The sequence below is a fragment of the Streptomyces sp. NPDC042346 genome, assembly GCF_055581845.1.
The window spans coordinates 363,037-384,029 of sequence record NZ_JBVJEH010000007.1; the positions used below are offsets into that span (position 1 = coordinate 363,037).

A 20,993-nucleotide genomic window follows, 5' to 3' on the forward strand; every position below is an offset into this window, starting at 1 on the left:
CCCGTCATTCCTTTCGGCTGGTGTCGACCAGGCGGAACAGTTCCTCGTCGGAGGCGGAGTCCAGATCGGCCTCCGGGTCTCCGGGCGTGTCCGGCGCACGGTCGCGCCAGCGGTCGATCAGGCGTTCCAGGTGTGTGGTGATCTGCGACCTGTCCTCGTCGGCAAGGGCGAGTTCGGCCAGGAAGACGTCGAGTTCGTCGACCTTGGCCCGTGCCGCCACGTGCGGGTGCGGGACGAGACGGTCGAGCAGGAACGTGGCGAGGGCGTGGGGCGTGGGGTGGTCGAACACGACCGTCGCGGGGAGCCGTTCACCGGCGACCTCGGAGAGGCGGTTGCGCAGCTCGACGGCGGTCAGCGAGTCGAACCCGAGGTCCTGGAAGGGCTGGTCCTGGCCGATCGCGGCCGGATCGTCGTGCCCGAGCACCTGGGCGACCTGGTCGCGTACATGGCCGATCAGGAACGCGGTCCGCTGGGCCCCCGTGAGCGGCCGCAACCGCTCGGCGAACGAACCCCCGCCATCGGGCACCGCTGTCTCGCGGCGCCGCGCCGTGCGGACGAGATCCCGCAGGACGACGGGCACCTCACCGCGCGCGACCCCGAGTACCGCCGACGCGGCGACGGCGGGCCGGCCCGTCGCACGTGCGGCGTCGAGCAGCGCCGTACCCACGGCGGTACTGATCGGGCCCAGCCCGTTCCGCGTGAGCCGGGACCGGTCCGCGTCGGAGAGGTGTCGGGTCATGCCGGTTGCGTCGGCCCAGAGTCCCCAGGCGATGGAGGTGGCGGGTTGGTGGTGGGTGGTGCGGTGTTGGGCGAGGGCGTCGAGGAAGGAGTTGGCGGCGGCGTAGTTGGCTTGGCCGGGGGTGCCGAGGACTCCTGCGACGGAGGAGTAGAGGACGAAGGCGGTGAGGTTGAGGTGTTGGGTTTGGTGGTGGAGGTTCCAGGCGGCGTCGACTTTGGGGCGGAGGACGTCGTGGAGTTGGGTGGGGGTCATGGTGGTGATGACGCTGTCGTCGAGGACACCTGCGGTGTGGATGACGGCGGTGAGGGGGGTGTGGGTGGGGATGGTGGTGAGGAGGTCGGCGAGTTGAGAGGGGTCGGTGGTGTCGCAGGCGGTGATGGTGATGTGGGCGCCTGCTTGGGTGAGTTCGGTGTGGAGTTCGGTGGCTCCTTCGGCGTGGGGTCCGCGCCTGCTGGTGAGGAGGAGGTGGCGGATGCCGTGATGGTGGACGAGGTGTCGGGCTGTGGCGGCGCCGAGTGAGCCGGTGCCTCCGGTGATCAGGACGGTGCCCTCCGTGGTCCAGGGGGCAGCACCATCCGGCACCGGCACCGGCAGAGGGACGAGACGAGGCCGAAGCAGGCGCCCGCCGCGCACGGCCACCTGGTGCTCATCGGAGGACAGGACCGACGCGAGGTCCGTCTCAGTGCCCTTCTCTCCATCGACGAGGACGATGCGTCCGGGATGCTCGGACTGCGCCGAACGCACCAGCCCCCACACCGTGGCGGTGACCAAGTCCGGTGACTCCGCCGGCTCCACGGCCACAGCACCGGTGGTACGTACGACGAGCCGGGTCCCCTCCAGGTGCGGCGCGGCGAGCCAGCGCCGCAACAGATCGAGGACCTGAGCGGTGGCGGCACGCACTACGGTCGGCACGTCCGCGGGAGCGCCGGATCCGGACGCTTCCTCGTCGTCCCCTGTGTGCGAAACGTCCCCCGCGTCCAGGACGACCACGCCGTCGAGCGGCTCGGTCGAGACCAGGGCGTCCGCCAGCGGGGTCACGACGACCGAGGCGGCGGTGGTCGGAACAGATAGGGCCGACCAGGTGAGCTCCAGCAACGCCCCCTCGGACTGCCCGCCGGGCGCGGAGAGTTGCTCCACCGCGACGGGACGCGCCGTCACCGATTCGACGGTCAGCACAGGCGCGCCCGTGATGTCGGCCGCCTGGAGGGACACCCCGTCGTCGCCCGCAGGAGCGAGCCGGACCCGGAGGCGGGTGGCCCCGGCTGTGTCCAGACGGACTCCGCTCCACGCGAAGGGCAACTGGACGCCGCCGTCGGCGAGTACGTCGTGGGCACGCGGGTGCAACGCGGCATCGAGCAGCGCCGGATGGATACCGAAGCCGTCGGCCTCGGTATCCTCAGGCAGCGCGACCTCGGCGAAGAGCTCGTCACCCCTGCGCCAGAACGCCTCCACCCCCTGGAACACGGGGCCGTAGAGGAGACCGGACTCCGCGAGCGCGGTGTAGAGCTGATCGGGGTCCTGGGCGGTGGCTCCGGCAGGCGGCCATTGTGCGAACGTGTCGGCGGGGGGAGGGGGTTCGGTGCCGAGGACGCCGGTGGCGTGTCGTGTCCAGGTGGTGTCTTCGTCGTCGGGGCGTGAGTGGATGCTGATCGACCGTACGCCTGCGTCGTCGGTGCCGATGTGGACCTGGAGGCGTACGGATTCGTCCTCGTCGATGACGAGGGGTCGCTCGATCACCAGTTCCTGGAGGGTGGTCGCTCCGCTCTGGCCGGCGGCGTACAGAGCGACTTCGATCCAGGCTGAGCCGGGGACGACGACGGAGCCGAGGACGAGGTGGTCGGTCAACCAGGGGTGTGTCGCTGTGGAGAGGCGGCCCGACAGGACGAGGCTGCCGCTGTCGGCGACGTCGACGACCGAGGCGAGGAGGGGATGACCCGTGCCGGACCCTGAACGATCCCCGGGGGTCGGGGCGTTGAGCCAGTAGCGCTGGCGTTGGAAGGGGTAGGTGGGGAGGTCGGTGAGGGTGGTCCGGTTGGCGAAGACGGTCTGCCAGTCGGGGGTGGTGCCGGTGCCGGCGAGGTGGAGTTGGCCGAGGGCGGTGAGGGTGGTGTGGGCTTCCGGCTGTCCGGCCCTGAGGGTGGGGAGGACGAGGTGTCCTTCGTGGCCGGTGGCGTCCAGGATTTGTTGGGTCTGGGCGACGAGTACGCCGCTGGGGCCGATCTCGACGTATCCGCCGATGTGTTGGTCGGCGAGGTGCGCGATGGCGTCATGGAATCGGACGGTGTTGCGGACGTGTCGGACCCAGTAGCCGGGGTCGGTGAGGGTGTCCGATTCGACGGGGAGCCCGGTGACGGTCGACACGATCGGTATCGAGGGCTCGTGGAAGGTGAGTCCTTCCACGATGCCGGCGAAGTCGTCGAGCATCGGTTCCATGAGCGGTGAGTGGAAGGCGTGGCTCACGGTCAGTCGCTTGACCCGGTGGCCGGTGTTCTCGAAGTGGGTGGTGACGCGTTCGGCGGCGGTGTGTGTGCCGGAGATGACGACGGAGGTGGGTCCGTTGACGGCGGCGATTCCGACGGCGTCGTCGAGCAGAGGGATGACGTCCGCTTCTGCCGCTTCAATGGCCGCCATGACACCTCCCTCTGGCAGTGCCTGCATGAGCCGGCCTCGGGCGGCGACCAGGCGGGCCGCGTCCTCCAGGGAGAACACTCCGGCTATGTGGGCGGCGGCGATCTCGCCGATGGAGTGGCCGACGAGCCAGTCCGGTCGTGTGCCCCAGGATTCGAGGAGCCGGTAGAGGCCGATCTCGATGGCGAAGAGGGTTGTCTGCGTGTAGACGGTCTGGTTGAGGAGGTCGGGGTTGGTGTCTCCGAGGAGGACGTCGCGGACCGGGTGGTCGACGTGTCCGGTGAGTTCCTTGTCGATGGCGGTCAGGGCGTCGTCGACGGCCGTGGCGAACACCGGATAGGTCGCGTACAACTCCTGCCCCATTCCGAAGCGTTGTCCGCCTTGGCCGGCGAACAGCATCGCCACCCCGCTGCCGGCGGGGCCGACGAGCGGCGTGTGGCCGTCGGTGATCTCGGCGAGGGCCGAGAGGAGTTCCTCGCGGTCGGCGCCGACGGCGACGGCACCTCGTTCGAAGCGGCTGCGTGCGGTGGCGAGTGTCAACCCAGCACCTGCCAGGTCGAGTTCGGGTGACTTCCCGACCCATTCCGTCAGCCGGGCGGCCTGCTCCCGTACCGCTTCGTCCGTCCGTCCCGACAGCACCCACGGCACCACCGCACCGGAAGGCGCCGGCGTCGGCAGGTCCACCTCCGGTGCCTGCTCCACGATCACGTGGGCGTTCGTCCCGCTGATGCCGAAGGAGGAGACGCCCGCTCGGCGCAACCTTCCCGTGTCGGGCCAGGTGCGGTTCTCCGTGAGGAGTTCGACCGCTCCGCTGTCCCATTCCACGTGGGGGCTGGGCTCGTCCACGTGCAAGGTCTTCGGTACGACGCCACGGCGCAGCGCCTCGACCATTTTGATCACGCCGCCCACGCCTGCGGCGGCCTGGGTGTGGCCGATGTTGGACTTCAGTGAGCCCACCAGTACCGGCTGGTCCTCGGGGCGGTCCTGGCCGTACGTCGCCAGGAGGGCTTGGGCTTCGATCGGGTCGCCGAGTGTCGTGCCGGTGCCGTGTGCTTCGACGACGTCGATGTCTGCGGCCGTCAGGCCGGCGTTGGCGAGGGCTCGGCGGATGACGCGTTCCTGGGCGGGTCCGTTGGGTGCGGTGAGGCCGTTGCTCGCGCCGTCTTGGTTGACGGCGCTGCCCCGGAGCACCGCGAGTACGCGATGGCCGTTGCGCTGCGCGTCGGAGAGCCGCTCCAGGAGCAGCACCCCCACACCCTCGGACAGGATGGTGCCGTCGGCTCCGGCCGCGAACGCCTTGCAGCGGCCGTCGGCGGAGAGGCCGCGCTGGCGGCTGAACTCCTGAAGGGTCTCGGGGGTGGACATGACGGTGACACCGCCGGCCAGGGCGAGGTCGCACTCGCCCGAGCGCAGCGACTGACCGGCCATGTGCATGGCCACGAGCGACGACGAGCAGGCCGTGTCCAGCGTGACCGCGGGACCCTCGAATCCGAAGGTGTAGGAGATTCGGCCGGAGACGACACCACCCGCGTTGCTCGTGCCGAGCACCTCGTCGTAGCCGTCCGGGCTGCCGGTGAAGCGGGCGCTGTAGTCACGGTGCATGGAGCCCGCGAACACACCGGTGTTGCTGCCCCGTAGCGAGGCCGGGTCGATGCCCGCCCGCTCCATCGCCTCCCACACGGTCTCCAGGAGCAGCCGCTGCTGCGGGTCGACGACCGTCGCCTCGCGGGGCGAGATCCCGAAGAACGACGGGTCGAACTCCGCGGCGTCGTGCAGGAACCCGCCGCGGAAGATGGCGACGGCCTCCGGGCTCGCGGGGTCGTCGCGCAGTCTGCCGAGGTCCCAGCCGCGGTCGCCCGGCAGGTCCGACAGGGCTTCCGTACCGGATTCGAGCAGCTGCCACAGCTCTTCCGGGGTGCGTACGTCTCCGGGGAAGCGGCAGGCCATGCCGACGATCGCGAGGGGTTCGTCGGTGGCCGTGGCCGGGGCGGCCTCGATCGTCCTGGTCTCTCCCAGCCCCAGCCTGGCCCCCAGGAACAGGGCGAGCGCTTCGGGGGTGGGGTGGTCGAAGACGAGCGTGGCGGGCAGCCGGGTGCCGGTGGCCTTGGTCAGCCGGTTGCGCAGTTCGACCGAGGTGAGGGAGTCGAAGCCGAGGTCCCGGAACGCCTGTCCGATCGGGACGGCCGACGCGTCGGTGTGCCCGAGGACGTGGGCGACCTGCTCGCGTACGACGGTGAGGAGGGCTTCCCGCTGCTCGGCCGGCGGCCGTCGGAGCAGCCGGTCGGCGAGCGGGCCCGCGTCGGAGGCGCCACCGGTGGCCCGTCGGCGCGTACTGCGGACGAGGCCGCGGAACAGGGCCGGCACGGGGTCGGCGGCGCGCAGCGCCTCCCGGTCGAGCGGGGTGATCGCGACGACCGGCCGCCCGAGGGCCAGCGCGGCGTCGAAGGCCGCCATGCCCGCCTCGCCGTCGATCGGGGCGAGGCCCGTGCGGGTGAGGCGCCGGTGGTCGAGGTCGGAGAGCTGACCGGTCATGGCGCTGGCGTCGGCCCACAGGCCCCAGGCGAGGGAGACCGCGGGCAGGCCCAGCTCGGTACGGTGCCGTGCCAGGGCGTCCAGGAAGGAGTTGGCCGCGGCGTAGTTGGCCTGCCCGGGTCCTCCGATCAGGCCCGACAGCGACGAGTAGAGGACGAAGGCCGACAGGTCGAGGTCCCGGGTGAGCTCGTGCAGGTGCCAGGCGGCGTCGGCCTTCGGACGCAGGACCGCTTCGGTCATGTCCTCGGTCAGGGACGTCACCAGGCCGTCGTCCAGGACACCCGCCGTGTGGACGACGGCGGTGAGCGGGTGCTCGGTGGGGATGCTCGCGAGGAGCGCGGCGACGGCGTCGCGGTCGCCGACGTCGCAGGCCGCCACCGTCACGCTCGCGCCCTGCTCCTCCAGCTCCGCCACCAGTTCGGGGGCGCCCGCCGCGGCGATGCCGCGCCGGCTCGTCAGCAGCAGGTGACGGACCCCGTGCACGGTCACCAGATGCCGCGCCGCGAGGGTGGCGAGCGTCCCGGTGCCGCCCGTGACGAGGACCGTGCCGTCCGCCCGCCAGAGCGTGGGATCGGATGCGGGCTCGGAGGCCGGCGCAGGCGTGGGATCGCCGGGGGGCGCGAAGCGTGCGAGACGTGGCACCAGGACCTCGTCGGACCGGAGCGCGAGCTGCGGTTCGCCGAGCGCGAGAGCCGCCGGCACCAGCGTGGTGAGGTTCGGCGGCGGCCCGGCCTCGGACACGGCGTCGACGAGCACGATCCGGCCGGGGTGCTCCGACTGCGCGGACCGCACGAGGCCCCAGACGGCGGAGGCGGCCGGATCGGCGTCGAGGTGTCCGTGGGTGACCACGGCCAGGGTCGACTCGGCGCAGAGCTCTTCGGTCAGCCAGCGTCGCAGGACGTCGAGGACCCGGTGGACGGCCGTGCGGGTGGCGGAGAGCGGTTCGCCCGGCGTGGCCGGCACGTCCAGGACGACGACGCCGTCGCCCGGTTCGGCGCCGTTCAGGACGTCGTCCGCCGCGAAGAGCGTGGCCGTCTCGGCCGCGGTCAGGGTCGTGGCGGTCCACGACTCCTCGTACAGCGTCTCCTGGCCGGGGGCGCGGGCGGCGGTGGCGAGTTGGTCGGGGGCGATGGGGCGGGTGGTGAGGGCGTCGATGGTGAGGACGGGTTGGCCGGTGGGGTCGGTGGCGTGGAGGTTGACGGTGTTGTCGTCGGTGGGGGTGAGGCGTACGCGGAGGGTGGTGGCTCCGGTCGCGTGGAGCCGGACACCGCTCCAGGCGAACGGCAGCCGGACCGCGCCGTCCGAGAAGGCCTCGTGGGCGTAGGTGTGCAGGGCCGCGTCGACCAGCGCGGGATGAATGCCGAAGCCGGTGGTCGCCTCCTCGCCCAGGACGACCTCCGCGTAGAGCGCGTCGCCGGCACGCCACGCGGCGCGGACTCCCTGGAACAGGGGGCCGTAGGTCAGGCCGAGGTCGGCGAGGGTGTCGTACATCGCGGCGGGGTCCAGCTCGCTCGCCCGCTCCGGCGGCCAGACGAACGGCTCGTGCGAGCCCGCGCCGGTATCCGCGCCCGTACCCGTACCTGGACCGGTACTCGTATCCGCGTCCGTACCCGTACCCGTACTCGTACTCGTACTCGTACTCGTGCCCATCCCCAGCGTTCCCGTGGCGTGGAGGGTCCACTCGGCGGGGTCCTGATCGGCCTGGCTGTGCACGGCGATCGTGCGGGTGCCGTCGCTCTCGGCGCCGACGGACACCTGGAGCCGGCGCGGCCGGTCCGGCGTGAGGACGAGGGGTGCCTCGATGACCAGTTCGTCGAGGACCGACGCCCCGACGTGGTCACCGGCGTGGACGGCGAGCTCGACCAGGGCGGCGCCCGGAACGAGGACCGTGCCGAAGACCTGATGGTCGTCCAGCCAGGAATCCGCCGTCAGCGAGACGCGGCCGGTGAACAGGACGGTGTCGCTGTCGGCCGCGTGCACGACCGCACCGAGCAGGGGATGGCCGGTGACGGCGAGCCCCAGCTGCGTGGGGTCGGCCGAGGCGACCGGATCCAGCCAGTGGCGGCGACGCTGGAAGGCGTACGTGGGCAGGTCCACGCGGCGGGGCCGGTCGCCGAAGACCGTCGACCAGTCCGGGGTCAGACCGTGGGTGTACGACTCGCCGACAGCGGCCAGGAACCGTTCGAGGCCGCCGTTGTGGCGGCGCAGCGTGCCGAAGGCCGCCGCATCGGGGGCGTGTTCGGCGAGCGTGTCCTGGATGCCGGAGGTGAGGACGGGGTGGGGGCTGATCTCGATGAAGACGCGGGATCCGCTGTCGGCGATGGTGCGGGTGGTGTCGTGGAAGAGGACGGTCTGCCGGAGGTTGCGGTACCAGTACGCGGCGTCCAGCTCCGTGGTGTCGAGGAGGGTGCCGGTGACGGTGGAGTAGAAGGGGGTGGTGGAGGGGCGGGGGGTGATGGTCTTGAGGTCGGTGAGGAGTCGTTCCTCGATGGTGGCGACCTGGGGGCTGTGGGAGGCGTAGTCGACGGGCAGGAGGCGGTGGCGGATGCCCTGGTCTGCGCAGGTGGCGGCGATCAGGGTCAGTGCGTGGGGTTCGCCGGCGAGGACGACGGAGGCGGGGCCGTTGACGACGGCGACGCCGACGCGCTCCGTCGGATCGCGTCCCTCCGTCGTTCCGGCGGCTTCGCCTGTTTGCGCAATGAGTTCTGCGGCTCGGGACGCGGAGGCGGCGATGGACATCATGGCGCCGTGTCCGCTGAGCAGTTCGCCGATGGCCTTGCTGCGCAGGGTCACGACGCGGGCGCCGTCGTCCAGGGAGAGTGCTCCCGCCACCACGGCGGCGGCGATCTCGCCCTGTGAATGCCCCACCACCGCGGCCGGGACCACCCCGTGGAACTCCCACAGCCGCGCCAACGACACCATCACCGCGAACAGCACCGGCTGCACCACGTCGACGCGCTCCAGCAGCTCCGGGTCGGACAGCGCGTCGGTCAGGGACCAGTCCACGAACGGCGCCAAGGCCCGCTCGCACGCGTCCAGAGACTCGGCGAACACGGAGGACGTCGCGGCGAGTTCGGTCGCCATGCCCACCCACTGCGAGCCCTGGCCGGGAAAGACGAACACCGGGCGCGGGTCGGACGCGGGCACCCGGCCCACGTCACGCCGCCCCTCCGCGAGGGCCGCGAGGCCGCTGAGGAGCTCCTCGTGATCGCCCGCCACAGCGGCCCGCCGGTCGAAGTGGGTCCGCGTGTCGGCCAGGGAGAAACCGATGTCCGCGGGACGGAGCGCGGGGTCGGTGGCGAGGGCGCCGGTCACGTGCGCGAGGAGCCGTGCCGCCTGGTCCCGAACCGCCTGCTCGGTGCCTCCCGAGAGGACCCACAGGGAGGAGGGGGCGGTCACGTCCGTGTCCTCGACGACGCCCGCTGCCACGGGGCTGTCACCGGGCTCCGTCTCCTGGGCTTCGGCCGCTGCGGGCGGTGCCTGTTCCAGGATGATGTGGGCGTTGGTGCCGCTGATCCCGAACGACGAGACGGCGGCCCGCCGGGGCCGGTCCGTCTCGGGCCACGGCCGTGCCTCGGTGAGCAGGTCCACCGCCCCCTCGGCCCAGTCCACGTGCGGTGTGGGCGCGTCGACGTGGAGGGTGCGCGGCAGGACGCCGTGGCGCATGGCCATGACCGACTTGATGATGCCGCCGACCCCCGCGGCGGCCTGCGTGTGACCGATGTTCGACTTCAGCGAACCGAGGTAGAGCGGCGGCTGGTCCGCGGGACGGTCCTGCCCGTACGTCGAGAGCAGGGCGTGCGCCTCGATCGGATCGCCCAGCGGCGTGCCCGTACCGTGGGCCTCGACGGCGTCCACATCGGCCGGGGTCAGCCGGGCGTCGGCCAGGGCATGTCGGATGACCCGCTGCTGGGAAGGACCGTTGGGCGCGCTGAGCTGGCTGCTCGCGCCGTCCTGGTTCACCGCGCTGCCCCGGATCACGGCGAGCACCCGGTGGCCCCGGCGTTCGGCGTCGGAGAGACGCATCAGGGCGAGCATGCCCACGCCCTCGCTCCAGCTCGTGCCGTCCGCGGACGCGGCGAACGCCTTGCAGCGCCCGTCCGCGGCGAGCCCGCGCTGCCGGCTGAAGTCGATGAAGAAGCCGGGCGTCGAGAGCACCGCGACGCCACCCGCCAGCGCCAGGTCGCACTCCCTGTTGCGCAGGGCTTGTGCGGCGAGATGCACACAGACCAGCGACGACGAGCACGCGGTGTCGACGGTCATCGCAGGACCCTCGAAGCCGAACGTGTACGAGATGCGTCCGGAGGCCACACTGAGCTGATTGCCCGTCACCAGATAGCCGTCGACGGCGTCGAGCGACGGGTTCAGCAGGCTGGGGCCGTACTCCTGGGCCATGATGCCGACGAACACGCCCGTGGCGCTGCCGCGCAGCGGACCGGGCCGGATGCCGGCGTTCTCCAGCACCTCCCAGGCGGATTCGAGGAGGAGCCGCTGCTGCGGGTCCATCGCCTGCGCCTCGCGCGGGGAGATGCCGAAGAACTCCGCGTCGAACTCGTCGGCGTCGTGCACGAACCCGCTCTCGCGCACGTACGACGTGCCCGTGGTGGCGGGGTCGGGGTCGTACAGGGCGTCGAGGTCCCAGCCGCGGTTGGCGGGAAAGCCGGTCACCGCGTCGCGACCCTCGTCCACCAGCCGCCAGAGGTCGTCCGGCGACTGCACGTCACCCGGGTACCGGCAGGCCATGCCGACGATGGCGATGGGCTCGTCCAGTTCGTGCAGGCGAGCACGGGCCTGCTTGAGCTGGACGGTGACCCGGTTCAGGTAGTCACGCAGCTTCTGGTCGTCCGCCACGGAAATCAATCTCCTTGCCAAGTGGGGCGCCGGGTCCGGCAGATCGGGGGCTGGGGTTCCTGACCGCTGAGCGCGATCACGCGGTCCAGCGATCAAGCGATCGGGTGATCGCGCGGTCATGCGGATACGCGGTCCAGGGATCGCGCGGTCAGGGGAGCTGGAGCTCCTCGTCGATGAGTGCGAAGAGTTCGTCGTTGGTCGCCGCCGAGATCTCCGCCTCCGCCTCGGAGTCGAGGCGCCGGAGCAGCTCGCCGAGGCGGCCGGCGACGGCGGCGCGCTCGGCGCCGCCCTCCGATGCCGAGGCGAGCGTCGCCACGACGGCTTCGAAGCGCTCCAGCTCGGCCATGACGGAGACCGTGGTCTCGCCCACGAGCCGGGTGCGGAGGTAGTCGGCGACGGCGTCCGGAGTCGGATAGTCGAAGATCAGAGTCGTCGGCAGTCGCAGGCCCGTGGCCAGGTTCAGCCGGGTGCGCAGCTCGACCGCGCCGAGGGAGTCGAACCCGCCTTCGAGGAAGCCGGTCCGGGGGGGTACTGCGTCCGGACTGCCGTGCCCGAGCACGCCCGCGGCGGTACGCCGGACCAGGTCGAGGAGCACGGCGTGCTGCTCCTCGGCCGACCGGCCCACCAGGTCCTGCTCCAGCGAGCGGACGGGCGCCGTGCCGGTGGCCGCCTCCGGGCGCCGCCGCCCGCGGACCAGACTCCGTACCACCGGAGAACCGGTGTCGGGGTCCCACGCCGCCGTGTCGACGACCGCCGTCACCAGGACCGGGTCCCGTTCCGTCAGGGCGGTGTCGAACAGGTCGAGTCCCCGCGCCGTGGACATGGCGGCGAGTCCGCGGCGGCCCATGCGGACCACATCGGCCTGCGTCATGGCGTCGGTCATCCCGCCCTCCTCCGCCCACAGCCCCCACGCGGCCGCCGTCGCGGGCAGGCCGCGTGCGGCGCGGTGCTGTGCGAGGGCGTCGAGGAAGGCGTTGGCGGAGCCGTAATTGGCCTGACCGGCATTGCCCAGCACGCCCACGGCCGAGGAGAAGAGGACGAACGCGGCGAGATCGGCGCCGGCGGTGAGCCGGTGCAGGTTCCAGGCGGCGTCGGCCTTGGGGCGCAGCACGGTCGCGTAGGACTCGTCGGAGAGCGACGTGAAGGCGCCGTCGGCCAGGACGCCGGCGGCATGGACGACCGCCGTCAACGGATGCTCCTCGGGAACGCCCGCCAGCAGTGCGGCGAGCTCGTCGGGGTCCGCGACGTCGCACGCCGCGATCCGGACGTGCGCTCCGAGTCCGGTCAGCTCCTCCGCGAGCTCGGTGGCGCCGGGCGCCGCGGGGCCGCGCCGGCCGGTCAGCAGGAGGTGCCGGGCACCGTGCCGCGTGACGAGTCGGCGGGCGACGAGCGCACCGAGCGTTCCGGTGCCGCCGGTGATCAGGACCGTGCCCGTCGGCGAGAGCCCGGCGTCCTGCTCCACCTCGCGCGGCTTCAGACGGGCGAGCCGGGGTACGAGCACCGAGCCTTCCCTGACAGCTAGTTGGGGCTCGCCTCCGGCCACGGCGGCCGCGACGGCCGCGGGCGTCGCGGCGTGCTCGTCCACGTCGAGCAGCACGATCCGGCCCGGGTGCTCGGCCTGTACGGACCGCACCAGGCCCCACAGCGGCGCCGTGGAGAGGTTCGGCACGTCCCCCTCGCCGACGGCGACGGCACCGCCCGTGACGACGACGAGCGTCGATGCGGAGAAGCGCTCGTCCTCCAGCCAGGACCGCAGGAAGCCGCTCGTCCTTGCCAGGGCGGCGTGCACGTCCGCGACCACGTGGTCCTCGTCCGCCCCGGACCCGTTCTGCCCGCCACGGGCATCGAACAGGACGACGTCGGGTACGTCGTCGCCGAGCCCGCCCAGGCCGCGGTGGACGGGAACCTTTGGCAGGCCCGCGCCGACACCCTCGCCGATCAGGACCCACGAACCGGTCGGCGTCGAGGCCTGCTCGGTGGCTGTGGCCGTAGCCGCGGCTGTGGCTGTCTCCGAATCCGCCGTGGTGCCTGGCACCCACTCCAGGCGGTACGGCAGCGCCCGGTCGGCAGCCTCGATGCGGTGCAGGGGGACGGGGAGCAGACGCAGCGAACGTACGGAGGCGACCGGCGCGCCCGCCGGATCGACGGCGCGGATCGTCACGCCCCCGGCACCCTCGCCGTCCGGAGTGATGCGCACCCGCAGCTCGGCAGCGCCCGTGGCGTGAAGCGTCGCCCCGGTCCACGCGAACGGCAGCCGTACGGTCGGCTCCTCCTCGCCGAGGGCGAGCCCCACGACCGGGTGCAGGGCCGAGTCGAGGAGAGCCGGGTGCAGCCCGAACCCGTCCGGGGAACCCTCGGGCAGCGCGACCTCGGCGAGCAGCTCGTCGCCGACCCGCCAGGCGGCCCGCAGGCCGCGGAACGCGGGACCGTAGGCGTACCCGCTGTTCCGCAAGGTGTCGTAGAGGGCGTCGACATCCACAGGAACCGCTTCCGGAGGCGGCCAGGCCCCGTGGGCCCCGGCCGGCGGCACCGCGTCGGCCCCGAGCAACCCCTCGGCATGGCGGGTCCACTCCCCACCGTCGTACCGCGCGTGCACCGTCAGCGACCGCCCGCCCCGCTCGTCGGCCGGGCCGACGGACACCTGGACCTGGACGTCACCGTCGGTGGGCACGATCAGCGGCGCGGACAGAGTCAGGTCCTCGACGCGATCGCAGCCAATGAAATCGGCTGCACACAAGGCGAGTTCGACGAAGGCCGTCCCGGGCAGCAGGACCCGGCCGAGCACGGTGTGGTCCACCAGCCAGGGGTGGGAGTCCAAAGAGAACCGGCCGGTAAGGATCGCTCCCTCGCTCTCGGCGAACTCCACACCACCGTGCAGGAGCGTGTGCCCGAGCGGGGTGAGGCCGAGAGCGGCGGCGTCTGCGGCGGGGGTGGGGGCGTTGAGCCAGTAGCGCTGGCGTTGGAAGGGGTAGGTGGGGAGGTCGGTTTGGGGGGTGCGGTTGGCGAAGACGGTTTGCCAGTCGGGGGTGATGCCGGTGCCGGCGAGGTGGAGTTGGCTGAGGGCGGTGAGGGTGGTGTGGGCTTCCGGCTGTCCGGCCCTGAGGGTGGGGAGGACGAGGTGTCCTTCGTGGCCGGTGGCGTCCAGGATTTGTTGGGTCTGGGCGACGAGTACGCCGCTGGGGCCGATCTCGACGTATCCGCCTACGTGTTCGTGGGCGAGGTGGGTGATGGCGTCGTGGTAGCGGACGGTGTTGCGGACATGTCGGACCCAGTAGGCGGGGTCGGTGAGGGTGTCGGGTTCGACGGGGATCCCGGTGACGGTCGACACGATGGGTATCGACGGTTCCTGGTAGGTCAGGCCTTCCACGATCGCGGCGAAGTCGTCGAGCATCGGTTCCATCAGGGGTGAGTGGAAGGCGTGGCTGACCTTGAGCCGTTTCACCCGGTGGCCGGTGTTCTCGAAGTGTGCGGTGACGCGTTCGGCGGCGGTGTGTGTGCCGGAGATGACGACGGAGGTGGGTCCGTTGACCGCTGCCAGTCCCACGGCATCGTCGAGGAGCGGGAGTACGTCGGCTTCGGTCGCTTCGACGGCTGCCATGACACCTCCCTCCGGCAGTGCCTGCATGAGCCGGCCTCGGGCGGCGACCAGGCGGGCCGCGTCCTCCAGGGAGAACACTCCGGCTATGTGGGCGGCGGCGATTTCGCCGATGGAGTGGCCGACGAGCCAGTCAGGTCGTGCGCCCCAGGATTCGAGGAGTCGGTAGAGGCCGATCTCGATGGCGAAGAGGGTTGTCTGGGTGTAGACGGTCTGGTTGAGGAGGTCGGGGTCGGTGTCTCCGAGGAGGACGTCGCGGACCGGGTGGTCGACGAACCCGGTGAGTTCCTTGTCGACGGCGGTCAGGACGTCGTCGACGGCTGTGGCGAACACTGGATAGGTTGCGTACAACTCCCGGCCCATGCCTGCTCGCTGTCCGCCTTGGCCGGCGAACAGCATCGCCACCCCACTTCCGGCGGGGCCGACGAGCGGCGTGTGGCCGTCGGTGATCTCGGCGAGGGCCGAGAGGAGTTCCTCGCGGTCGGCGCCCACGACGACAGCGCCCTTTTCGAAGCGGCTGCGTGCGGTGGCGAGTGCCAACCCGGCACCTGTCAGGTCGAGTTCGGGAGACTTCCCGACCCATTCCGTCAGCCGGGCGGCCTGCTCCCGTACCGCCTCGTCCGTACGCCCCGACAGCACCCACGGCACCACTACACCGGAAGCCATCGGCATCGGCAGGTCCACCTCGGGTGCCTGCTCCACGATCACGTGGGCGTTCGTCCCGCTGATGCCGAAGGACGACACACCCGCCCGGCGCGGCCTCCCCGTCTCCGGCCACGCAACGGCGTCCTTCGGGACCGCGACCGCTCCTGCGGACCAGTCCACGTGGCGCGACAGTTCGGTCATGTGGAGGGTGCCGGGAACCGTGCCGTTCCGTATCGCCTGCACCATCTTGATCACGCCGCTGACGCCTGCGGCGGCCTGGGTGTGGCCGATGTTGGACTTGAGGGAGCCGAGGTAGAGGGGTTGGTTCGTGGGGCGGTCTTGTCCGTACGTCGCGAGGACGGCTTGGGCTTCGATCGGGTCGCCGAGTGTGGTGCCGGTGCCGTGTGCTTCCACGACGTCCACGTCGCGTGCGGTGAGGCCGGCGTCGTTGAGCGCGGCTCGGATGACGCGTTCCTGGGCGGGTCCGTTGGGTGCGGTGAGGCCGTTGCTCGCGCCGTCCTGGTTGACCGCGCTGCCCCTGATCACGGCCAGGACCCGGCGTCCCTTGCGCTGCGCGTCCGACAGCCGCTCCAGGAGCAGCAGCCCGACGCCCTCCGCCCACGCGGTGCCGTCGGCCGTGTCCGAGAAGGACTTGCAGCGGCCGTCCGGGGCGAGGCCGCGCTGGCGGCCGAACTCGGTGAACATCCCCGGTGTCGACATCACCGTCGCACCGCCCGCGACCGCCAGTTCGCACTCGCCCCGGCGCAGCGACTGCACCGACAGGTGCAGGGAGACGAGCGACGACGAGCACGCCGTGTCCACGGTGATCGCCGGGCCCTCAAGCCCCAGCACGTAGGACAGCCGGCCGGAGGCCACGCTCGACGTCCCCCCGGTGAGCGCGTGCCCCTGATGCTCCTCCGGGGTGTCCTGAAGCCGGGGGCCGTACTCCTGTGGCATCAGGCCCACGAACACACCCGTGTTGCTGCCCCGCAGGGAGGCCGGGTCGATGCCCGCCCGTTCCACCACTTCCCAGGCGGACTCCAGGAGCAGCCGCTGCTGCGGGTCCATCGCGGTCGCCTCACGCGGGCTCAGGCCGAAGAACGCGCCGTCGAACCTGTCGGCGTCGTGGAGGAATCCGCCCTGGCGCGTGTAGGTCTTGCCCGGCTTTCCGGGCTCGGGGTCGTAGAGGCCCTCGGTGTCCCAGCCTCGGTTGGAGGGGAAGGGCGTGATGGCGTCCACCCCGTCGAGCGCGAGCTGCCACAGCTGATCGGGGTCGTCGGCGCCTCCGGGCCAGCGGCCGCTCATCGCCACGATCGCGATGGGTTCGTCGTCCGAGGCGGCCGGCCGGGCGTGTTCCTGTGCGGTGTTCCCCGCTGTGCCGCCGGCGAGTGCCACGAGGTGGCGGGCCACGGCGGTGGGGGTGGGGTGGTCGAAGGTCAGTGTCGCGGGCAGTCGCAGGCCGGTCGCCTCGCCCAGGGCGACCCGGAACTCCAGGGCTCCCGCCGAGTCGAAGCCCAGCTCCTTGAACGACAGGTCCACGGGTACCGATGCGGGGGCGGAGTGGCCCAGGACGACCGCGGCGGCTTCGCGGACGACGGCGAGGAAGTCGTCGGCGGAAAGCCCGGCCTCGGGCCTCCCGGTGGCTTCCGCGCTCCCGTCGACGTGGATGCCGACGCCGACGCCGAGGTCGTGCCCGTATTCGTCTGCGTACTCGTACCCATCACCCTCTCCGGTGAGCTCGGACGTCTCCGGGACGTCGAGCCAGTGCCTGCTGCGCTGGAAGGCGTACGTCGGCAGGGAGACGCGACGGACGTTCCGGTCCGCGTGGACGGCGTGCCAGTCCACGATGTCCGTGTCCGGTGCCCCGTTGACATGCAGGCGCCCGAGGGCGTCGAAGAACGACGCCAGGTCGCCGTGGTCGCGGCGCAAGGTGCCCGTGACGAACGACCGGTCGGCGGGGGAGCGGTCCGCGTCGACCTCGTCGAGGATCTGGCCGATGCCCACCCCGACCACCGGGTGGGCGCTGCACTCCACGAACGTCCGGTGACCATCGGCGGACGCCGACCGGATCGCCTGCTCGAACTCCACCGTCTGCCGGAGATTGCGGTACCAGTACTCGCCGGTCAGCCCTGCGGTGTCGACGAGACCACCGGTCACCGTGGAGTAGAACGGCAGGTCGGAGCTGCGGGGACGGATGTCGGAGAGCACCGCGAGCACCTCGTCCCGGATCTCCTCGACGTACGCGGAGTGGGACGCGTAGTCGACGGAGATCATGCGCGCGTCGACGCCCGCTGCTCCGTACTCGGCGACCAGGCGCTCCAGGTCCGCGGCGGGACCGGAGACCACGGTCGACGACGGTCCGTTCACCGCGGCGACGCTCACCGCCGCGGCGTGCTCGGCGAGTCGCGTGCGGACCTCGGCGACGGGCCGGGGCACCGACGCCATCGCGCCGGCTCCGCCGATCGCGATGATGGCCCGGCTGCGCAGGGCCACCACGGCCGCCGCGTCGTCCAGCGACAGGGCGCCCGCGACGTACGCGGCGGCGATCTCGCCCTGGGAGTGGCCGACGACGGCGTCGGGGTGGACGCCGACGGAGCCCCACAGCTCCGCCAGCGAGACCATCACGGCGAAGAGCGCCGGCTGGACGACGTCGACCCGGTCCAGGGACGCGCTGCCCGGCACCTGCCGGAGGACGTCGGTCAACGACCAGTCGACGTACGGGTCGAGGGCCCGGGTGCAGCGCTCCACGGCCTCGGCGAAGACGGGGGACCGGGCGATGAGGTCCCGGGCCATGGCGGGCCACTGGCTGCCCTGGCCGGGGAAGACGAAGAGGGTGCCGCCCGTGGTGGCGCGGCTCTCGCCGCGCACCAGGTGGGCGGCCTGCCGGCCCTCGCTCAGCGCGCTCAGGCTGCCGAGCATGTCCTCGCGCGTGGTGCCGGACAGGACCGCGCGATGGCGGAACGAGGTCCGGGCCGTGGCGAGGGAGAAGCCGATGTCGGCGAGGTCGAGTTCGGGGCGTGCGGTCACGAAGGCGTGCAGCCGGGCCGCCTGCCCGCGCAGCGCCGCCGCAGACCGGGCCGACACGGGCCATGCCACCGCGGCGGCCGACGACTCGACACCGGCCGACGACTCGTCCCCGGCCTCGGTCCCGGCACCGGCCGACGACTCGACACCGGCCTCGGTCCCGGCGCCAGCCTCCGCCGCAACGTCGGCCTCCGTCCCGGCGCCGGCCTCCGACTCCGCACCGGCCCCCGTCCCCGCACCGTCCCCCGCCCCCGCACTGTCCTTCGCTCCCGCGCCGGCCCCCTCCGGGGCCGTCGTGACGACCAGGTGGCAGTTGGTGCCGCCCACGCCGAACGACGACACGCCCGCGACGAGACGACCCCGCGAGGGCAGGGGCTCGAAGGCGCGCTGGACCTCGACGCCCAGCTCCGCCAGAGGGATGTCAGGGTTCGGCGTGTCGTAGTTCAGGCTGGCCGGGAGCCCGCGGTGGCGCAGGGAGAGGACGACCTTGAGCAGCCCCGCGATGCCCGCCGCACCTTCGAGGTGGCCGATGTTCGTCTTCACGGAGCCGACCCGTACGGGCCGTTCGGGACCGAACACCGCACCGAGCCCCGCGGCCTCGACCGGGTCGCCCACCTTGGTGCCGGTGCCGTGGAGTTCGACGTAGGCCACCTCCGCCGGGTCGACGCCGCTCCGCTCGTACGCGGCGGTGAGCACGGCCGCGTGCGCGGCGCTGTTCGGCGCGGTCAGCGTGGCGCCGGCCCCGTCGTTGTTCACGGCCCCGCCGAGGATGCAGCCGTGCACGGTGTCGCCGTCGGCGAGCGCGGCGGCCAGCGGCTTCAGGATCAGGGCGGCGCCTCCCTCTCCCCGGACGTATCCGTTGGCGCGGGCGTCGAAGGTGTGGCTGCGGCCGTCGGGGGAGAGCGCGCCGAGCCGTTCCGCCCGCAGGGTGCTCTCGGGAGCCAGGCCGAGGCTGACGCCTCCGGCGATGGCCAGGCCGACCTCGCCGCGCCGCACCGCCTCGCACGCCAGGTGGACCGCGACGAGCGAGGAGGACTGGCCGGTGTCGACGGTCAGGCTGGTGCCGTGGATGCCGAGGACGTACGAGAGCCGGTTGGCCAGAATGCCCCGGCCCACACCGGTCAGGGTGTGCCGGGTGGTGGCACGGCCGCCGGCCTGTGCGCCGAGGAGGGCGTAGTCGTCGGCCATCGCGCCGACGAAGACGCCGGTGGCGGAGCCGCGCAGATCCGGCGGCCGTACGCCCGCTTCCTCCAGCGCCTCCCAGCCCAGCTCCAGCATGAGCCGCTGCTGGGGGTCCATCGAGGCGGCCTCCTTCGGCGAGATGCCGAAGAACTCCGCGTCGAACCGGTCGACGTCGGCCAGGAGCCCCGCCCACCGCGCGCTGCCGAGGTGCCGGCGCCGCTCGGGAGGCACTTCGGTGACGGCGCTGCGTCCCGCGCGCAGCAGCTCCCAGAAGGCGTCCGGGTCGTCGGACCCGGGCAGCCGGCAGGCGACGCCCACGATGGCGACGGCGGTGAGGTCGGGACCGGATCCAGTGGTGCCAGTGCTCATCAGCTTCCCCGTTCTCGCTCTGGTCGGGCTGTCTCTCGGTCGGGCTGTCTCGGTCAGGCCGTCGCGTGGAGCCGAGCCGGGCCGCTGTCGTCCTGTGGCCGCAGCAGCACCGGGCCCAGCGCCTCGGCGAGGCAGAGCGCGGCGTGCAGGTGCAGCCGGTTCTCGTCGAGGGGCCGCCCGCGCAGTTGCGCGGCCTTGCGCGCCCGGTACAGGACGGTGTTCTTGGCGACGTGGAGCTGCCGGGCGGCCGCCGCCAGGCTCCGGTCCTCGTCCAGGTAGCACTTCAGCGTGGTCCGCAGGGTCGCCGCCGAGGGCGAGGCATCGGCGAGGGCGCCCAGTTCACGGCGTACGAAGTCGGCGGCCGCGGCCTCGTCCGCCATCAGCAGGGCCACCAGTTCCAGCGTGCGGTACTCGTGGATGCGGTGGGCGGCCCGTGTGGAGCCGCCGATGCGCGCAGCCGTGGCCGCCTGGTCGTGCGTCAGGCGCAGCCCGGCCGGTCCCGGCCCGGGCAGCCCCGCCGCGACCCGTACGTGGAGGGGCAGCGGCTGGCCCGACAGGTCCTGGGGCCGCGTCGTGGGTACGGCGCCCCAGGCCCAGAGGCGTCCGGCGCCCGCGGCGACGAGCAGCGTGGAGGTGGCGCCCGCGCGTTCGAGGACCCGCGCGGCGGTCCGCTCCAGGCCGTCGGCGCGGGTGGAGTCGTCGGACCGGAGCACGAGGCCGACGTGGTTCTGGCGGAGGTCGTAGCTCAGCCGGCGGCTCGCCTTGTCCGTGTCGACGTGGGCGCCGCGCAGGATGTCCCAGACGATGCTCCGCCGCTGGGCGTCCTGGCCGGTGAGCCACTGTTCGCGCTCCACGGAGAACCGGCGCGAGACCAGCCGGCACAGGACCTCGACCGCGTCGAAGAGCGTCGTGGACACGTCCCGCATGGCCGAGGGCAGGTCCTGCGCGGGCACGGCCTTCTCGCACGCCCGGAGCAGATCCGCGGCAATCCGCCCGTGGGCGATGCGGACGAGCGTCAGCACGCTGTCCAGCTCGAAGCCCCGCTCGACGTGGGTGCGCACCACGTCCTCGACGTCGGTGGTGAGCGCGGCGGGCGGGGAGGTCTCCCCGCCGAGGCGCAGGGCGATCCACGCGGCGACGAGTTCGAGCAGTTCGTGGTCCTTGGGGGTCAGGACGGCGCTCTCGCAGCCGGCGAGCTCACGGGTGGTGACGTCGAGCAGCCCGAGGCCGGTCTCGGCGGCCCACGCGGCGGCGTCGGGACCGCACCGGGCGACGACCTCGTCGAGCACCTCGGCACGGCAGACGCCGCGCGACGGCGACCGCTCGTCCCCCGGTACCAGCAGCAACCGGCGGAGCCGGTGCGCGTCACCATGGATGGGCATGGCTTCCTCTCCGTGAACACAGTGGGGGTGGTGGATCGCGGGTGGG

General features: G+C 72.5%; 3 protein-coding genes. All 3 read right to left on the minus strand.

All coding sequences use genetic code 11. The features are described from left to right. Window positions 1-4: 4 nt before the first annotated feature. Window positions 5-10,771, minus strand: coding sequence for an SDR family NAD(P)-dependent oxidoreductase (locus ACZ6K0_RS27765; RefSeq protein WP_469577211.1), 10,767 nt, complete (start codon window positions 10,769-10,771; stop codon window positions 5-7). Between the two features lie 127 nt (window positions 10,772-10,898). Further along, a complete protein-coding gene (locus tag ACZ6K0_RS27770) occupies window positions 10,899-19,565 on the minus strand; it encodes a type I polyketide synthase (protein WP_469232306.1) in 8,667 nt (2,888 codons plus the stop codon). Window positions 19,566-19,618: 53 nt separating this feature from the next. Next, window positions 19,619-20,947, minus strand: coding sequence for a PucR family transcriptional regulator (locus tag ACZ6K0_RS27775; protein WP_469232304.1), 1,329 nt, complete (start codon window positions 20,945-20,947; stop codon window positions 19,619-19,621). Between the last annotated feature and the right edge of the window lie 46 nt (window positions 20,948-20,993).